Annotated in this window: 10 protein-coding genes; all 10 read right to left on the reverse strand. The window is 69.8% G+C overall.

From position 1 onward, the window contains the following. Positions 1–365 precede the first annotated feature (365 nt). A complete protein-coding gene (locus tag ACHWVH_RS12740; protein WP_394687303.1) occupies positions 366–1,466 on the reverse strand; it encodes an alginate lyase family protein in 1,101 nt (366 codons plus the stop codon). 377 nt (positions 1,467–1,843) lie between these two features. After that, a complete protein-coding gene (locus tag ACHWVH_RS12745; RefSeq protein WP_267085379.1) occupies positions 1,844–3,199 on the reverse strand; it encodes a substrate-binding domain-containing protein in 1,356 nt (451 codons plus the stop codon). Between the two features lie 159 nt (positions 3,200–3,358). Beyond that, positions 3,359–4,234, reverse strand: coding sequence for a methylglyoxal synthase (locus ACHWVH_RS12750; RefSeq protein WP_295933697.1), 876 nt, complete (start codon positions 4,232–4,234; stop codon positions 3,359–3,361). Between the two features lie 107 nt (positions 4,235–4,341). Beyond that, entirely contained in the window at positions 4,342–5,397 is a 1,056-nt protein-coding gene (locus ACHWVH_RS12755) for a glycoside hydrolase family 5 protein (protein ID WP_267123857.1), read from the reverse strand. Positions 5,398–5,749: 352 nt separating this feature from the next. Further along, a complete protein-coding gene (locus ACHWVH_RS12760) occupies positions 5,750–6,802 on the reverse strand; it encodes a glycoside hydrolase family 5 protein (protein WP_394687304.1) in 1,053 nt (350 codons plus the stop codon). Positions 6,803–7,061: 259 nt separating this feature from the next. Continuing rightward, positions 7,062–8,120 carry a glycoside hydrolase family 5 protein gene (locus ACHWVH_RS12765; protein ID WP_043094025.1) on the reverse strand — a complete coding sequence of 353 codons (1,059 nt, stop codon included), beginning with the start codon at positions 8,118–8,120 and terminating at the stop codon, positions 7,062–7,064. A 284-nt stretch (positions 8,121–8,404) separates the two neighbouring features. Further along, entirely contained in the window at positions 8,405–8,728 is a 324-nt protein-coding gene (locus ACHWVH_RS12770; protein WP_267093259.1) for a hypothetical protein, read from the reverse strand. Next, positions 8,683–10,173 carry an FAD-dependent oxidoreductase gene (locus tag ACHWVH_RS12775; RefSeq protein ID WP_267085373.1) on the reverse strand — a complete coding sequence of 497 codons (1,491 nt, stop codon included), beginning with the start codon at positions 10,171–10,173 and terminating at the stop codon, positions 8,683–8,685. The genes ACHWVH_RS12770 and ACHWVH_RS12775 overlap by 46 nt, the downstream gene beginning before the upstream one ends. A gap of 126 nt (positions 10,174–10,299) precedes the next feature. Next, positions 10,300–14,757 (reverse strand): glutamate synthase large subunit, encoded by a 4,458-nt coding sequence (gene gltB, locus ACHWVH_RS12780; protein WP_394687305.1) that lies wholly within the window; start codon positions 14,755–14,757, stop codon positions 10,300–10,302. Between the two features lie 322 nt (positions 14,758–15,079). Then, complete coding sequence (locus tag ACHWVH_RS12785) at positions 15,080–15,475, reverse strand: I78 family peptidase inhibitor (protein WP_148829055.1); 396 nt, start codon at positions 15,473–15,475, stop codon at positions 15,080–15,082. Positions 15,476–15,506 lie beyond the last annotated feature (31 nt).

Here is a 15,506-nt window from a genome sequence, read left to right on the forward strand (position 1 = left end):
GATGGTAGTGTGGCTCAAGCCATGCGAGAGTAGGTCATCGCCAGGGGCTTTACCCCAAATCCCCGTCCCACAAGGACGGGGATTTTTTATTGCGCGTGCGAAAAACCAACACGACGCGCCCAGGCGAGCGGGGACGGGCGAAACCTCGTTCTCCCTTCTTCCTTCTCCCATCGGGATCATGGCCCCCTTTGCGGGGGAAGGTGCCCCGCAGGGGCTGATAAGGCCAAACCGCTGGACCACCTCCCGCGCCGCTGTGCCGCGCGATGAGATGTGCGATGGCTCGCATCGAGACCTGTCGCGTCGCGGACCCTCCGTGATGCCGTGGCTGAGCACCTGCACTCTGATGCCGTTGGAGTCGACGGAAGCTAGCGCGGTAAATCGGGCAATGTGCTGATCGCCAGGCGCCAGGGTGGCGTCCCGTGGCCGAGTTGCCGCGCCAGTTGCACGCACGCCGGATCGTAGGCCGCAGCAAGCACCAGCAGCGATTCCGCCCCCTCCGCGGCATACGGCTTGCCGATCACGTGGCCCGCTTCCCCGTTGTCCGAGCGCGCCTTGTCGAACGGCACCTGGCTGCCGACGAACTCCGCGTGGCTGCGATCGCCGCGCAGATACGGCAGCAGCCAGTCGACGCTGCGCGCCAGCGATGCGCCGTTCGGTGCGCGCCAGTGGTACAGATCCTCACCGCGTTCGGAGAACAGCAGCGCCAGCGTCACCAGCGGACGCAGGTCGTAGACGTGGTAGGACAGCGCATCGCGCTCGACGAAGTCGATGCTGCGGCCGTCGGGCAACAGGTTGTCGGCGATCTGCTGACGAAAGCCGGTGCGGGCGTAGTTCAGCAGCCGGGCGTCGTCGAGCGCGGCGCCGATCATGCCCACGGTCTTCAGCCGATGGCTGTGCCAGTTGTTGGTGGCGGTCTTGCGCTTGAGATCGCGCGAGCCGATTTCGGCATCGGCGATCTTGCGCATCCATGCATCGATGGCGCGGCGTTGCGCGTCCGGCAGCGCCGGGCGGACGATGCGGTAGGCGAAGATCGCCGGTTCCAGCCCGGTCTCGTCGATCGGGTTGCCGTTGGGCACATTGCACGCGGCCCATTGCGCGAGCTGGTCGCCGGCGGCCAGCGCGTCGGCGCGCTCGCCGTCCAGGGCGTAGCGCAGCGCCAGCGCCTGGATGCGCGGCATGTCGCCCAGGCTGGTTTCGGTCGCCGCCTTCACTGGATCGCCGCGCAGGCGGCCGCCGGTGCTCAGCGTCTTGAGCGGATGTGCGCCCTGCGCGCGTGCCGCATCGGCCAGCCGGGCCTGCGCCGCCTCGACCTGCCGCCAGGCCGGATCGGTGGCGGCTGACGCGTGCAACTGTTGCCATTGCTCCGCGGTCGGCCACAGCCGCTGCACCGCGGCGGCGGGCGTGCTGTGGGTCAGCACGAGTCCGGCAAGCACCACGCCGAGAACGGCGTGCGATGAGCGAAGCATGGCGATCTCCGGAAGCGCTGGCGAGGGTGTCGGGCGACTGTAGGCGCGATGCGGTGAACGCCGGATGGCCCGAGTCCGTGAGCACGGTCGGCAGCATGCGCTCGCCGATGCGCGGATGGCGACGGGTCGTATCGGCGCCAGCGCGACGTCACGCGCGCGGCTGCCAATGCCTGACAACGCGCTAACCTCCCAGCTTGCGCCGGTGAGGGCGCTTCGCGCTGCGTACCCTCACCCCAACCCCTCTCCCGACGGGAGAGGGGCTTTGGCTTCCCTTCTCCTCCCCGGACCACGGCCTGCTTTTCGGGGGAAAGGTTCCGAAGGGGACGAGCGGCCGAGCGATGTCGTGCCCAACCGGCCGCAACCACGCTCCGACTGCCCTATCGCGCCCGATCCAGCAACCACAGTTCGACGCGCTCGTTGCGCGCCTTGGCCGCGGCGTCTTCGCCGCCGATCAGCGGATGCAGTGCGCCGAGACCGCGTACCCGTTCCACGGCGACACCGCGTTGCACCAGGTAGGCGGCGACGACGTCGGCGCGGTCGTTGCTGGCGATGGTCGGGTACAGCCGGTTGGCGCTGTCCGGCGTGGCGAAGCCGATCACCGCCAGGGCGCGGCCGTGCATCGCCGGCTGTTGCATGAAGGCGACCAATCGGTCGAGATCCTGGGCGCTGCGCGCTTCGTACATGCCATTGAGCGACTGCAGGCTGAAACGCAGCGTGGTGGTCAGGCGCCGGGCGCCGGTGCTGGCCTGCGCGTAGGTAGCATCCGCGCGGGCAGCGGTGGCGCCGCTCTGCGGCGTGGCCGGATCGACGTCGATCGCCATGGAAATCGGGCCAAGCCGGCGCACCAGCTGTTGCGCCTGCGGACCGAGGGCGTACAGGGCCAGGCTGCGGCCGAGCGCCGACATCATCTGGCCGCCGTACAGGCTATAGCGCTGGACCAAGGGATAGTCCTCGCCGCGCACGGCTGCTGCCGTCGGGAGCACCGCGATACCGCCGTCGGCGATGGCTAGCGCACGTGTGCCGGCCGGCACCGGCGTGGTCAGCCCGACGATCGCCAGTGCGTCGGGATGGCCGACGACGGCGCGTGCCGCCTCGGCCAGGTCGGCATGCAGGACGTTCCCCGGCATGCGCACCGCCGGCAGCCCCAGGCGTTCGCGCAGGAAGTCGTCGAGACCGCCGGGGATAGCACTGCGGTGCAGCGCGATCGGCAGGTCCGCGCCGCCGAGTTGCGACCAGCGCGTGGTCCGGCCGCTCAGGATGTCGCGCAGCTGCACGACGCTCAGCGTGGCGATGGGGTTGTCGGCGGCGACCAGCACCCGCGTGCCATCCAGGGCGACGACGAACTGTTGGTCCGGCGAGCCCAGGTCGCCGAGCTGCCAGGCGGCCTCGCGTTCGCGCGCATCGGGCTGACGCGCCAGCATCGCCAGCTCGGCGTCGCCATGCACCAGGTCGGCGATGCCGGCGGCCGAGCCGGTGCCGGCGATCTCGACCACCAGCGGCGCATCGTCGCGCACCGCGGCGATCTCCAGCGTCGTCGCATCGACGCGACGACGTTGCAGTTGCCGGTAGCCCATGCTCTGCAGCCAGGCTTCCACCAGCGCCGGCATCAGCCGCGCGCCGAGGCTGTTGGAGCCGTGTACGCGCAGGCGCTCGGCCGGTTGCGCGGACGCGGACGGCAGCGCGCACAGCGCTGCTGCGCCGAGCAGCAGCAGGCGCAGGGTGAAACGCAACATGGGATCCCCCCTGGGATCTGGACAGGCGCGGCAGTGTTGGCGATCGGCGTGACATCGCAGTGACTGTGCGCATGGTCACGCACGACAACGCGGCGTCGCTGCGTCGCGGCGTGTCCTGTCAGCGGTCCGCGCGCGACGCGATCGCGCGCGTCGAAAACCTCAGGCCGATCCGAGCCGGCGTTCGGCGGCCTGCGCCCAGCGTGCGGCGATCGCCGGCGAGGTGATGCACACGGCGCTGTCGGTGACCGTGGTCACCGCGCGTTCCAGCAGTTGGATGTCGGCCTCGTGCTGGCGCGCGACGTGCGGATCCTCGAAGAAGATCGCGCGGTGGCAGCGCCGTTCCAGCACGCGATCGGCGATCTGCGCGTCGCCGCCCATCGGGCCGCTCTGATAGCGGTGCACCCACGCCTGGCCCTGCGGCCAGCCGCGACTCCAGGCCAGTTCGTTGAGCCGCTGCCCGGTGGTGCCGGTGGCCACGCGCTCGGCGAAGCGCGACAGCAGATCGAAATGTTCGCTGGCGAAGGCCAGCATCTGCGGTTTCATCGCATCGTGCGCGATCAGCGCCAGGGTCTGCCGCTGCAGCGCGTACAGGTCGTCGGCGCCGGCGTCGGCGGCCAGCCCGGCGTGGACGCGCTCCATCTCCACCCAATCGCGGGCGCTGGCCACGGTGGAAATGAACGGCTTGCCGTGGATCACGCACTGGCGCTTGAGCGCGATCGCCTCGGGGAAGATCGAGGACGGGTCGACCGGATCGATCAGGTAGATGGCACCGTCGAGGGTCCGCTCGGCGCCTTCCAGGCCCACGACCTCGGCCACCAGCTTCATCAGTCCGCCCTCGCGGCCGAACGGGTAGCGCCTGAGGCCGGCATGGCCGGCCAGCAGGCCGGCACGAACGATCGCCTCGTGGGTGCGGCCGACCGCGTGCAGGCCGAGCTGCAATTCGCGGATACCGGCTTCGCTAGCGCGCAGCCAGCGGAACAGCGCGGCATCCTTGCCCTGGTGGTGCAGTCGGTTGGCGGCCAGGCCCAGGCGCATGTGTCGATCCCTGCGGAAGAGGTGCGACAGTCTGCGCCCGATCGCGGTGTCGACTCAATCGCCGCGCGATCGCCGGGCCGCTGCTGCGCATGCCGGCCCTGGCGCTGTCACTGCGTGACCTGCTGCGCGCGCACCGCCAGCACGTCCATCTGCGGCTTGTCGGCGCCGCTCTTGTCCGGCTGCAGGTTGAACGCATAGTCGCTGCGCCACCACGCGCCGCCGGCCCAGGCGGTCCAGCCCAGCCAGACGTCGCCGTTGTCGTGGACGTAGCCGAGCATGGTGTCGAGCGCGGCCAGGCAGGTGGGATCGCTGCTGCCGCCAAACTCGCCGAGGAAGCCGCGATAGCCATTGGCGCGCAGCCATTGGGTGAACCCTTGCAGGCGTTCCGCACCGATGCTGGTGCTGACGCAGGCGGCGCTGGTGCCGGAGGAGTCGGGATCCAGGTACTGGTGCACTTCGAACGCCAGGTTGCCGGCGGGGTCGTGGACCGTCAGCAAGCCCTGCGCGTTGGACACGCCGTACCAGGTGCTGTTCCAGCTGTGCGCGCCGCTGAAGGCGGTGCCGGGTACCAGGATCAGGTTGTCGGCGCCGGTGCCACGGATCGCATCGATCGACGCCTGCGCGATGGCCGCCCAATCGCCGGAGGCGAGGCCGTTGGGCTCGTTCATCAGCCCGAACGCCACGCTGGCATCGTTGCCGAAGACCAGCGCCAGGCGCCGCCACAGATCGGCCAGCGCCGCCGCCGGCACCGCGTCGCCGCCGATGCGCACGCCGTCGTACTTGGCGTAGTTGTGCACGTCCAGGATCAGTTGCAGGTTGTAGCGCCTGGCGCGTTCGACCGCGGTGCGCAGCGCGTCGAGTTGCGCGGGGTCGAGCGGGCCGTTGGCTTGCGGCTGCAGCCGCTCCCACAGGAACGGCAGGCGCACGATGTTCATGCCCTGCGTCGCGGTGTACGCATAGTCGGCGTCGGTGGGATACACATAGTCCTTGAACAGCACGCCGGGCTTCTTCGCCGAGTTGAACTCGGCACCGGCCAGGTTGATGCCGGCATAGCGCAGCGTCTGCTGGGCGTTTGCGAACGGCGCGCAGGCGGCCAGGAGCAGGCACAGCGCGGCGCGCTGCCGCCATTGCGGGGAGCGGAAAAAACGGGAATAGCGTGGCATGACGGATCCTTCGTGGGGAAAGAGCGGCAGGCGACGCCACGATGCGGCGTGCGCGGCCGTGCACCACGCTGCAACCGTCATGCCAGAGCGATCGAGGTCATCGGAAATATGCGACGCATTGCACGTCGCACGCCATGCGGGCACCTCGAATCACCTGCTTGCGTACAACCCGGCGGATGCACGTTGCTCTGTAGCAGAGGCTTAAACCCGCAACGGCGCGAGCCCAGGCAAAAGTCCGCTGCCGCTGAGCCGGTGAAAGGGCACGCGCCGTCCCTCGCAGACATGTCCCGACGTGACTTGGAGGTGCCTAGTTGTCGACGTGCGCCACGGCGTTGTCACGCATGCGCCGCGCTCAGCGCGTGATGCGCTGCGCCCAGGGCGCGAGGATCGCCATCTGCGGACGGTCGTGGCCGTCGGCGTCGGGTTGCACATTGAACGGATAGTCGGCGCGCCACCAGGCGCCGCCGGCCCAGTAGCTCCAGCCCAGCCACAGCGTCGGGTGCCGCGCGATGTCGGCCAGCATGCCGTCCAGCGCGCGCCGGCAGGTGGGATTGTCGGCGGCGGCGAATTCGCCGAGGAAGCCGAGATGGCCGGTCTGCTGCAGCCAATCGGTGAAGGCGCGCAGGCGTTGGACGCCGATGTCGTCGCTCACGCAGACCGGGCTGGTGCCGCTGGAATCGGCGTCCAGGTACTGGTGCACTTCGATCGCCACGCGCTGCAGCGGGTCGTGCAGCGTGGCCAGCGCGCTGGCGTTCGAGGTGCCGTCCACCGGCGTGTACCAGCTATGCGCGCCGGTCCACAGCGCGCCCGGTACCAGGACCAGGTTGCTGGCGCCGGTGGCGCGGATCGCATCGACCGCGGCCTGCGCGGCGGCGGCCCACGCGGCCGGGCTGATGCCGTGCGGCTCGTTCATCAGCCCGAATACCACCGCATTGTCGCTGCCGTAGGCGCGCGCCAGACGCTGCCACAGGTCGACGAAGGCGGCGACCGGCAGGCCGCTGCTGCCGATGAGGCGGCCGTCGCGGCGCGCGTAGTTGTGGATGTCCACGATCACGTACATGCCCTGCGCCTTGGCCTGCTGCACGGCGTCGTCGATCAGCGCCAGTTGCGCGGCGTCGAGCGGGCCGCGCGGTTGCGGCTGCAGGCGTTCCCAGCGCACCGGCAGGCGCAGCAGGTTCATGCCCTTGCCGGCGAAATAGGTGTAGTCGCTGCTGCGCGGATAGGTGTAGTCGACTCCGACGATGCCGGGAATCTTCGACGGCGCGATCTCGGCACCGGACAGGTTGACGCCGGCGAAGCGCAGCGACTGCTGCGCCTGCAGCGACGACAGCGGAACGGATAGGCACAGCAGCAGCGCGGCACGCCGGGCGTGCCGCGACCGCCGCCGCAAGGTGCGCGCGATCATGGTGAGTCTCCTTCGGCATCAGAGGGGGAACCCGGCCGAGGAGATGCCAGGCCGGGCTGATGACTACGGTGTGCGGACACCGTAGTGCATTGCCGAGGACGAGGCGATGCGCTGCGTGCGCGCATGCATGGATCTGTGCGGCGATTGGCAGCGCGAACCGGTACTGGATCGCGCTGCATGTGCTATGCCAGGCGTGCGCGTCGCACACGTTGCATGGCGTGTTGCCGCGTTGCCGACACGCGGCGCCGGCAGCGACGGCTCACTTCTTGCCGGTGATCTCGCGCGCGTACTTGGACAGGATCTCCATCTGCGGCTTCTCGCTGCCGTCCTTGCCGGGCTGCACGTTGAACGGATAGTCGGGCTTCCACCACGCACCTGCGGCCCACCAGGTCCAACCGAGAATCACGTCGTCGTTCTTCTGCATGTAGCTGAGCATGTTCTCCAGCGCCTGATTGCAGGTGGGCGTATTCGCGGTGGCGAACTCGCCGATGAAGCCGACCTTCTTGTTCTCGCGCAACCAGCTGACGAAGCCGGCCAGCTTCTCGGCGCCGGCGGTGGCGCTGACGCACTCGCCCTTGGTGCCGCTGTTGTCGCGGTCCAGGTACTGGTGCGCTTCGAACGCCATGCGGTTGCGCGGATCCTTCAGCGGCTGCAGGGCAACCGCGTTCGGTGTGCCGTAGGCCGTGCTGCGCCAGCTGTGCGCGCCGGTGTAGGCGGTGCCCGGCACCAGGATCAGGTTGTTGGCGCCGGCCTTGCGGATGGCATCGATCGCCGCCTGCGCCGCGCTGGCCCAGTCGGTCGAGGAGACTGCGTTGGGCTCGTTCATCAGCCCGAAGATGACGTGGTCGTCGCTCTTGAACTCCTTGGCCAGGCGCCGCCACAGGTCGGCGAACACCTCGTCCGGGGCACCCTCGCTGCCGACCAGCGCGCCGTTGTACTTGGCGTAGTTGTGCGGGTCCAGGATCAGGTACAGGTGGTTGGCCTTGGCCTGCTCCACCGCCTTCTTCAACAGCGCCAGTTGCGCCGGGTCGAACTCGCCCTTGGCGGTGGGCTGCAGGCGCTCCCACAGGAACGGCAGGCGGATGGTGTTCATGCCCTTGCTGGCGAAGTAGCTGTAGTCGCTGGCGGTCGGGTAGGTGTAATCCTTGTACAGCACACCGGGCTTCTTGCCGGAGTTGAACTCGGCGCCGGACAGGTTGACGCCGGCGTACTTGAGCACGCTGCGGCCTTCGGCGGCGGCGTTGCAGGCGACGGTGGCGAGCAGCAGCGCCAGCGGCAGGGAACGCCAGCGCGGGGAACACGACGAGGAAAGCGGCATGGGGGAGCTTCCTGGAGTGAAGGGGGAGCGCCGCCCGCTCGGGGGAGTGCGGGACGGCAGGCGCAAGCGTGCAAGGATCGCCCCCGTGATCGCCAGCCTGCACGCACCGGTGTTAGCCCGACATTCACCTGGCGCGGACACGCTGCGCGCGGACGTCGGCGGCGTCACATCAGGTGCGTGGTGCACCCGTCGGCAGCGGCGTGATCGAGGTCGCGGCCATGCTTCCATCGCCGGCGCGCCAGGTTGGGCACGTGGCGAAGGAGGAGCGGTGGAGAAGGTATTCGCTAGAGGCCGGCGACGCTACCTGCGCCGCGGCGGTGGTGGCGTTGGTAAAGGCGATCGCTGCCGGCGGCGGCGGTGCCGAGGCGGTAGCGTTCGACGAGGTCCATGCCGAGGCCAGCGCTGGCGCTGGCGACGTGGCTGGAGGCCGGCCGCTCCAGGCGACCTCGACTTTCGGCGAATGCGAAGCGCAGCGGTTCGCGATGCGGTCGAAGGTCGCATCGCCCAGTCGAGCAAGTATTGCCGTCGCCGCCGAACTGACCGAACGCTGCAGCAGCCTCGCTCAGGCCGCAGCCTGGGTCGTCACCGGCAGGCGGTTGCCGATCCATTCGGCGATGCTGGCTGCCGCGTCGCGGCCTTCGGCCACCGCAGTCACCACCAGGTCGGCGCCGCGCACGGCGTCGCCGCCAGCGAACAGTTTCGGGTTGGTGGTCTGGTACGGCAGGCGGCCGCTGCCGTCGGGCTCGCTGCCGCCGGCGAGGATGCGGCCGTTGGCGGTGCCTTCCACGCCCTGCGCCGCCAGCCAGTCCGGCACGCTCGGCGAGAAGCCGAAGGCGATGATGACCACGTCCGCGTCCAGCAGCGATTCGCTGCCTTCCACCGGCACCGCAGCCTGGCGCCCGCGCGCATCCGGCTCGCCCAGACGGGTCTGCACCACGCGCACGCCGGCCAGGTTGCCGGCGGCATCGGCTTCCACCGCCAGCGGCTGGCGGTTGAACAGGAAGCGCACACCTTCCTCGCGCGCATTGGCCACCTCGCGCGCCGAGCCGGGCATGTTGGCCTCGTCGCGGCGGTAGGCGCAGGTGACCTTGGCCGCGCCCAGGCGGATCGCGCTGCGCACGCAGTCCATGCCGGTGTCGCCGCCGCCCAGCACCACCACGCGCTTGCCGCTCAGGTCGGGCAGCGCGATCTTGTCTTCCCAGCCGGCGATCGGCCGGCCCCAGGGGTCGTTGCCGCCGACGATGCGGCTGTTCTGCACCAGGAACGGCAGCGCCGGCAGCACGCCGGGCAGGTCCTGGCCGGGCAGGCCGCCGTCGGTGTAGCGGTAGGCGCCGGTGCCCAGGAACACCGCGTCGTACTCCTCGAGCAATTGCTCCAGGCTCACATCGCGGCCGATCTCCACGCCCAGGCGGAACTGCACGCCCATGCCTTCGAGCACCTCGCGGCGCTTGCCGATCACGCTCTTGTCCAGCTTGAAGCTGGGGATGCCGAACTGCAGCAGCCCGCCGATCTGCTCGTAGCGGTCGTATACCACCGCCTGGATGCCGGCGCGGGCCAGGCGGTCGGCGCAGCTCAGCCCGGCCGGCCCGGCGCCGACCACCGCCACGCGCTTGCCGGTGGGTTCGACCTGGCTCAGGTCCGGGCGCCAGCCGTTGTTGAGTGCGGTATCGACGATGTACTTCTCCACCGCGCCGATGGTGACCGCGCCGAATTCCTCCAGCGTGCAGCTGCCTTCGCACAGGCGGTCCTGCGGGCACACCCGGCCGCACACTTCCGGCAGCGGATTGGTGCTGTGGCACAGCGCCGCGGCCTCCTCGATGCGGTTCTCCTGCACCAGCTGCAGCCACTGCGGGATGGCATTGTGCACCGGGCACTTCCAGCTGCAGTACGGGTTGCCGCAATCCAGGCAGCGCCCGGCCTGGTACTGCGCATCGGCCTTGTCGAACTTGCCGTACAGCTCGTTCCAGTCGCCGGAGGTACGCAGTTCCACCGGGATGCGTTGCGGCATCTGCCGGGGCAGGTCGAGGAACTGGAAGGCGTGTTTGCGGCTCATGGTGTGGGGAACCGGGAATGGGGAATGGGGAATGGCAAAAGCGAATCTGCGCGCGCGATCGGAAACTGGGGGAGCCGGGCTTTTACCATTCCCGATTCTCCATTCCCGATTCCCGGCGCGCCGCCTTCAAGCGGCGCGCCTCAGCGACTCGGTCAACGACTCGATGCTCGCCGCCTTCGGTTTGACCAGCCAGAACTTGCCGACGTAGTCGCGGAACTCGTCGAGGATCTGCTGCGCCCAGATGCTGCCGGTCAGTTCGCGGTGGCGGCTGATCAGCTTGTGCAGGTGCTGGCGGTGGCTCTCGAAGCCTTCGGCGGAGATGCGGTGGATGTCGATCAGTTCGTGGTTGTAGCGGTCGACGAAGTCGCGGTCCACGTCGAGCACGTAGGCCAGGCCGCCGGTGAAGCCGGCACCGAAGTTCAGGCCGACCTTGCCCAGCACCAGCACGATGCCGTCGGTCATGTACTCGCAGCAGTGGTCGCCGGCGCCCTCGATCACCGCCAGCGCGCCGGAGTTGCGCACCGCGAAGCGCTCGCCGGCGCGGCCGGCGGCGTACAGCTCGCCGCCGGTGGCGCCGTACAGGCAGGTGTTGCCGATGATCGCGGTGCTGCGCGCCTCGAAACGCGCGCCGCGCGGCGGACGCACCACCAGGCGGCCGCCGGCCATGCCCTTGCCGACGTAGTCGTTGGCCTCGCCTTCCAGTTCCAGGTGCAGGCCGCCGGCGTTGAACGCGCCGAAACTCTGCCCGGCCGAGCCGCGGAAGCGCAGGGTCAGCGGTGCATCGTCCATGCCGTGGTTGCCGTGGACGCGGGCGATGGCGCCGGACAGGCGCGCGCCGATCGAACGGTCGGTGTTGTGGATCAGGAAGCGATGGTCGCCGCCGCGCTTGTGCGCAATGGCGTCGGCGAGCAGGCCGTCCATCTGCGTGGCCAGGCTATCCGGCGATTCGTACAGGCGCTGCGCGGCGCAGTGGCCGCCGTCATGACGCACGTCCTTGAGCAGCCGCGACAGGTCCACGCGCACGCCTTCGCGCGGGCAGATGTCCAGTTGCTGCAGCAGTTCGGTGCGGCCGACGATCTCGTCCAGCGAGCGCACGCCCAGGTACGCGAGCCATTGCCGCACTTCCTCGGCCAGCAGGCGGAAGAAGTTCTCCACGCGCTCGGGCAGGCCGACGAAGTGGTTGGCGCGCAGGCGCTCGTCCTGGGTGGCCACGCCGGTGGCGCAGTTGTTGAGGTGGCAGATGCGCAGGTACTTGCAGCCGAGCACGATCATCGGCCCAGTGCCGAAGCCGAAGCTGTCCGCACCCAGGATCGCGGCCTTGACCACGTCCAGGCCGGTCTTCAGGCCGCCGTCGGTCTGCAGGATGGTGCGCGCGCGCAAGTCGTTGGCGACCAGCGCCTGGTGCGACTCGGCCACGCCCAGTTCCCACGGCACGCCGGCGTAGCGGATCGAGCTGACCGGGCTGGCGCCGGTGCCGCCGTCGTGGCCGGACACGGTGATCAGGTCGGCGCCGGCCTTGACCACGCCGGCGGCGATGGTGCCCACGCCGGCATGGCTGACCAGCTTCACCGACACCAGCGCGCTCGGATTGACCTGCTTGAGGTCGTAGATCAGCTGCGCGAGGTCTTCGATCGAGTAGATGTCGTGGTGCGGCGGCGGCGAGATCAGGCCGATGCCCGGCTTGGCGTAGCGCAGCCGCGCGATCAGTTCGTTGACCTTGTGCCCGGGCAACTGGCCGCCTTCGCCGGGTTTGGCGCCCTGCGCGACCTTGATCTGCAGCACCTCGGCATTGACCAGGTACTCGGGGGTGACGCCGAAGCGCCCGGAGGCCACCTGTTTGATCTTGGAGCGCTTCTCGGTGCCGTAGCGCGCCGGGTCTTCGCCGCCTTCGCCGGAATTGCTGCGCCCGCCGAGGCGGTTCATCGCGATCGCCAGCGCCTCGTGCGCCTCCGGCGACAGCGCGCCGAGGCTGATCGCGGCGGTGTCGAAGCGGCGCAGCAGGTCTTCGGCCGGCGCCACCTCGTCCAGCGGCGTCGGCGTCTCAGCGCGCTTGAGCTGCAGCAGGTCGCGCAGGGCCGAGGCCGGGCGCCCGTGCACCGCGGCGGCGTAGGCGTCCCAGTCGGCCTGCAGGCCGCTGCGGGTGGCGCGCTGCAGGGTCAGCACCACGTCCGGGTTGTACATGTGGTACTCGCCGCCGTGCACGTACTTGAGCAGGCCGCCCACTTCCGGCTTGAGCAGGTCGTTCCAGGCGCGCGCGGCCAGCTGCCGCGCCTCGGTGTCCAGCCGCGCCAGGCCGACGCCGCCGATGCGCGCGGCGGTATCGGGGAAGCACAATGCCACCACGTCCGGATCCAGCCCGACGATCTCGAACAGCTGCGCGCCGCGATAGCTGGCGATGGTGCAGATGCCCATCTTGGAGATGATCTTGGACAGGCCCTTGTAGATGCCCTTGCGGTACTTGCGGCCGATCTGGGTCTGCTCGCCACCGCTCTTGAGCAGCAGGATGCCGCGCCGGCCCAGGTCGAACAGGGTCTGGTAGGCCAGGTACGGATACACCGCGGTGGCGCCGAAGCCGAGCAGGCAGGCCATGTGGTGCGGATCGCGCGCGGTGCCGGTCTCGATGATCAGGTTGACGTCGCAGCGCAGGCCCACCCGCGAGAGGTGGTGGTGCACCGCGCCGGTGGCCAGCAGCGCATGCGCCATCGGCCGCTCCGGCACCGGGTAGCGGTCGGTCAGCAGCAGCATGACCTTGCCGTCGCGCGCGGCCTGTTCGGCCTCGGCGCAGATGCGCTTGAGCCCGGCCTCCAGGCCTTCCTCGACGCTGTAGGACAGGTCGATCTGCGCGTTGCGGGTCAGGTACTGCGGCATCTTCAGCAACTGCCGCAGCTTGCGCTGGCTGAGCACCGGCGAGTTGAGGATGACGTGGTTCACCGTCTCCGGGCCGGCATGGAAGATGTTGGTCTCCTTGCCGAGCTGGGTGGTCAGCGACATCACGCAGTCTTCCCGCAGCGGGTCGATCGGCGGGTTGGTGACCTGGGCGAAGGCCTGGCGGAAGTAGTCGTACAGCGGCCGCGTGTGGCGGCTGAGCACCGCCATCGGCGTGTCGTCGCCCATCGAGCCGGTGGCTTCCTGCTCGGTCTCGGCCAGCGGCCGCAGCACCTGCTCCACTTCCTCGGTGCTGAGCTGGAACAGCTTGTGGTAGCTGCGCAGGGTGCGCTCGTCGAACGGCTCCTCGACCAGCGAGGGATCGATCAGTTCGGTCTGCAGGTAGGTCACGCCCTGCTGCAGCCATTGCTTGTACGGGGCGCGGCCGCGGTTGATGCGGTCGATGGCGTCCGAATCGAGCAGGTCGCCGCGCTTGAGGTCGATGGCCATCATCTCGCCGGGGCCGAGCTTGCCCTTGCGGGTGACGCGTTCGGCCGGCAGTTCCCACACGCCGGCTTCGGAGGCCACCAGGAAATGCCGGTCGGAGGTCAGCATCCAGCGCGCCGGGCGCAGGCCGTTGCGGTCGAGCATGCATGCGGCGTAGCGGCCGTCGCAGGCGACGATGCCGGCCGGGCCGTCCCACGGCTCGGTGTTGAGGCCGTAGAACTCGTAGAAGGCGGCCAGGTCGGCGTCCTTGAACTCCAGCGACTGGGTGGCCGGCGGCACCAGGATGCGCAGCGCCTGCAGCAGATCCATGCCGCCGGCGACCAGCAGCTCGAGCATGTTGTCCAGGCTCTGCGAATCGGAGCCATGCATCGAGATCACCGGGTCCAGCTCGGCGATGTCGAAACGCGGGGTCTTCCATACCTTGCTGCGCGCCTGCGCCCAGTGCCGGTTGCCCTCGATGGTGTTGATCTCGCCGTTGTGCGCGAGCAGGCGGAACGGGTGCGCCAGCGGCCAGCGCGGCAGCGTGTTGGTGGAGAAGCGCTGGTGGAACACGATGGCGCTGGAGGCCAGGTCGTTGCGCTGCAGGTCCGGGTAGAAGGTGCTGAGCTTGTCCGGCAGCACCATGCCCTTGTAGCTGATGCCGTTGGGCGAGAGCGTGGTGACGTAGAAATCGGCGACCTCGCGCAGGCGCTGCTCGGCGCGGCGGCGGGCCAGGAACAGGGCCAGGGCGAACGCGTCTTCACTCTGCTCGGCACCGGCGTCGACGAACACCTGCTCGATGCGCGGCAGGGTGTCCTTGGCCAGTTGCCCGCACACCGCATCGTCGGTGGGGGTGAGGCGCCAGCCGCATGGCTGCGCGTCGACGCGGCGCAGTTCTTCTTCCAGCACCTGGCGGCAGCGCGCGGCGGCATCGGCATCGTCGCGCGGCAGGAACACGTTGCCGGCAGCGAAGCGCGCGCCGACCGCGATGCCGGCCTCGCGCGCCAGCGCGCGCAGGAACGGCTCGGGTTTGCGGAACAGCAGGCCGCAGCCGTCGCCGGTGAGGCCGTCGGCGGCGACGCCGCCGCGATGGGTCATGCGCGACAGGGCGGCGATGGCGGTATCCACCAGTGCCCGCGAAGGTTGGTCGTCGAGTTGCGCGACCATGCCGAAACCACAGGCATCGCGCTCGTCTTGGGGGTCGTAGAGCCCGTGGCGGTTGCGGGGGGCCATGTCTGCCTCTGAAAGCGATCCGAAGGAACGCGGCGACACTCGCCCCCGCTCTGTCCTGGAGCGCTTCTTGAGGTCACCGGAATCCCGACTAAAACATAGTTGGTGCGGTGCCGCAATACACCGTTACACCTGCAACTTCAGCGCTGGCGGCGGCGCTGTCGCCGCCGCCGCGCCGGGCGTCCTGGCGGCGCCCCCGGGCCTGTCCTTGTGCGTGCCCGGGACTGTGTCATTGCCCGTCATGGACAGACGTCCACTCCCTCGCACTTCCTTGCCCCGGGCGCGCGCAAGGGTGGCGCGACCTGCCCGGGAATGAGGACAGGCCCTAGCCGCAGCGCACGCCGGTGATCTGGTTCTTCTCGTCGACCTCGATGTTGAGCCGTTCGCCGTTGAACTCCATGGTCACTGCCTGGTTCGGCTTGAGCACGCGCGCGGTCTTGGCGCCGGTGTCGCTGCGCGCCTGGTCCAGCAGCGCCGGCGCGAAGGTCTGGCCGACCAGGCCCTGCGCCTGCGAGGCATCGCAGGTGCCCACCGGCGGGGCGTCCGGTGCGTTGGCCGGGTCCGGCGCGGCGGCCTGCTGCGCGGCGGCCTGGGCCTTGGCGCTCACCTGTTCCTGCTCGTCCGGCGGCGGCGCGCCGCAGGCGGCCAGGGCCAGCGCCAGGCAGGCCGTGCCGAGCAGGCCGGCACGCGTGGACGCACGGGAGGAAAGGAGGTTGCTCATCGGGGCTCCTATGGCTGGAGGGAAGAGGGGT

The sequence above is a fragment of the uncultured Xanthomonas sp. genome, assembly GCF_964278005.1.
Lineage (GTDB): Bacteria > Pseudomonadota > Gammaproteobacteria > Xanthomonadales > Xanthomonadaceae > Xanthomonas_A > Xanthomonas_A sontii.

Coding starts and splice junctions, on each gene's coding strand:
- ACHWVH_RS12740 (WP_394687303.1), bottom strand. CDS start 1,466: ATGCTTCGCTCATCGCACGCCGTTCTCGGCGTGGTGCTTGCCGGACTC.
- ACHWVH_RS12745 (WP_267085379.1), bottom strand. CDS start 3,199: ATGTTGCGTTTCACCCTGCGCCTGCTGCTGCTCGGCGCAGCAGCGCTG.
- ACHWVH_RS12750 (WP_295933697.1), bottom strand. CDS start 4,234: ATGCGCCTGGGCCTGGCCGCCAACCGACTGCACCACCAGGGCAAGGAT.
- ACHWVH_RS12755 (WP_267123857.1), bottom strand. CDS start 5,397: ATGCCACGCTATTCCCGTTTTTTCCGCTCCCCGCAATGGCGGCAGCGC.
- ACHWVH_RS12760 (WP_394687304.1), bottom strand. CDS start 6,802: ATGATCGCGCGCACCTTGCGGCGGCGGTCGCGGCACGCCCGGCGTGCC.
- ACHWVH_RS12765 (WP_043094025.1), bottom strand. CDS start 8,120: ATGCCGCTTTCCTCGTCGTGTTCCCCGCGCTGGCGTTCCCTGCCGCTG.
- ACHWVH_RS12770 (WP_267093259.1), bottom strand. CDS start 8,728: ATGGATCGGCAACCGCCTGCCGGTGACGACCCAGGCTGCGGCCTGAGC.
- ACHWVH_RS12775 (WP_267085373.1), bottom strand. CDS start 10,173: ATGAGCCGCAAACACGCCTTCCAGTTCCTCGACCTGCCCCGGCAGATG.
- gltB (WP_394687305.1), bottom strand. CDS start 14,757: ATGGCCCCCCGCAACCGCCACGGGCTCTACGACCCCCAAGACGAGCGC.
- ACHWVH_RS12785 (WP_148829055.1), bottom strand. CDS start 15,475: ATGAGCAACCTCCTTTCCTCCCGTGCGTCCACGCGTGCCGGCCTGCTC.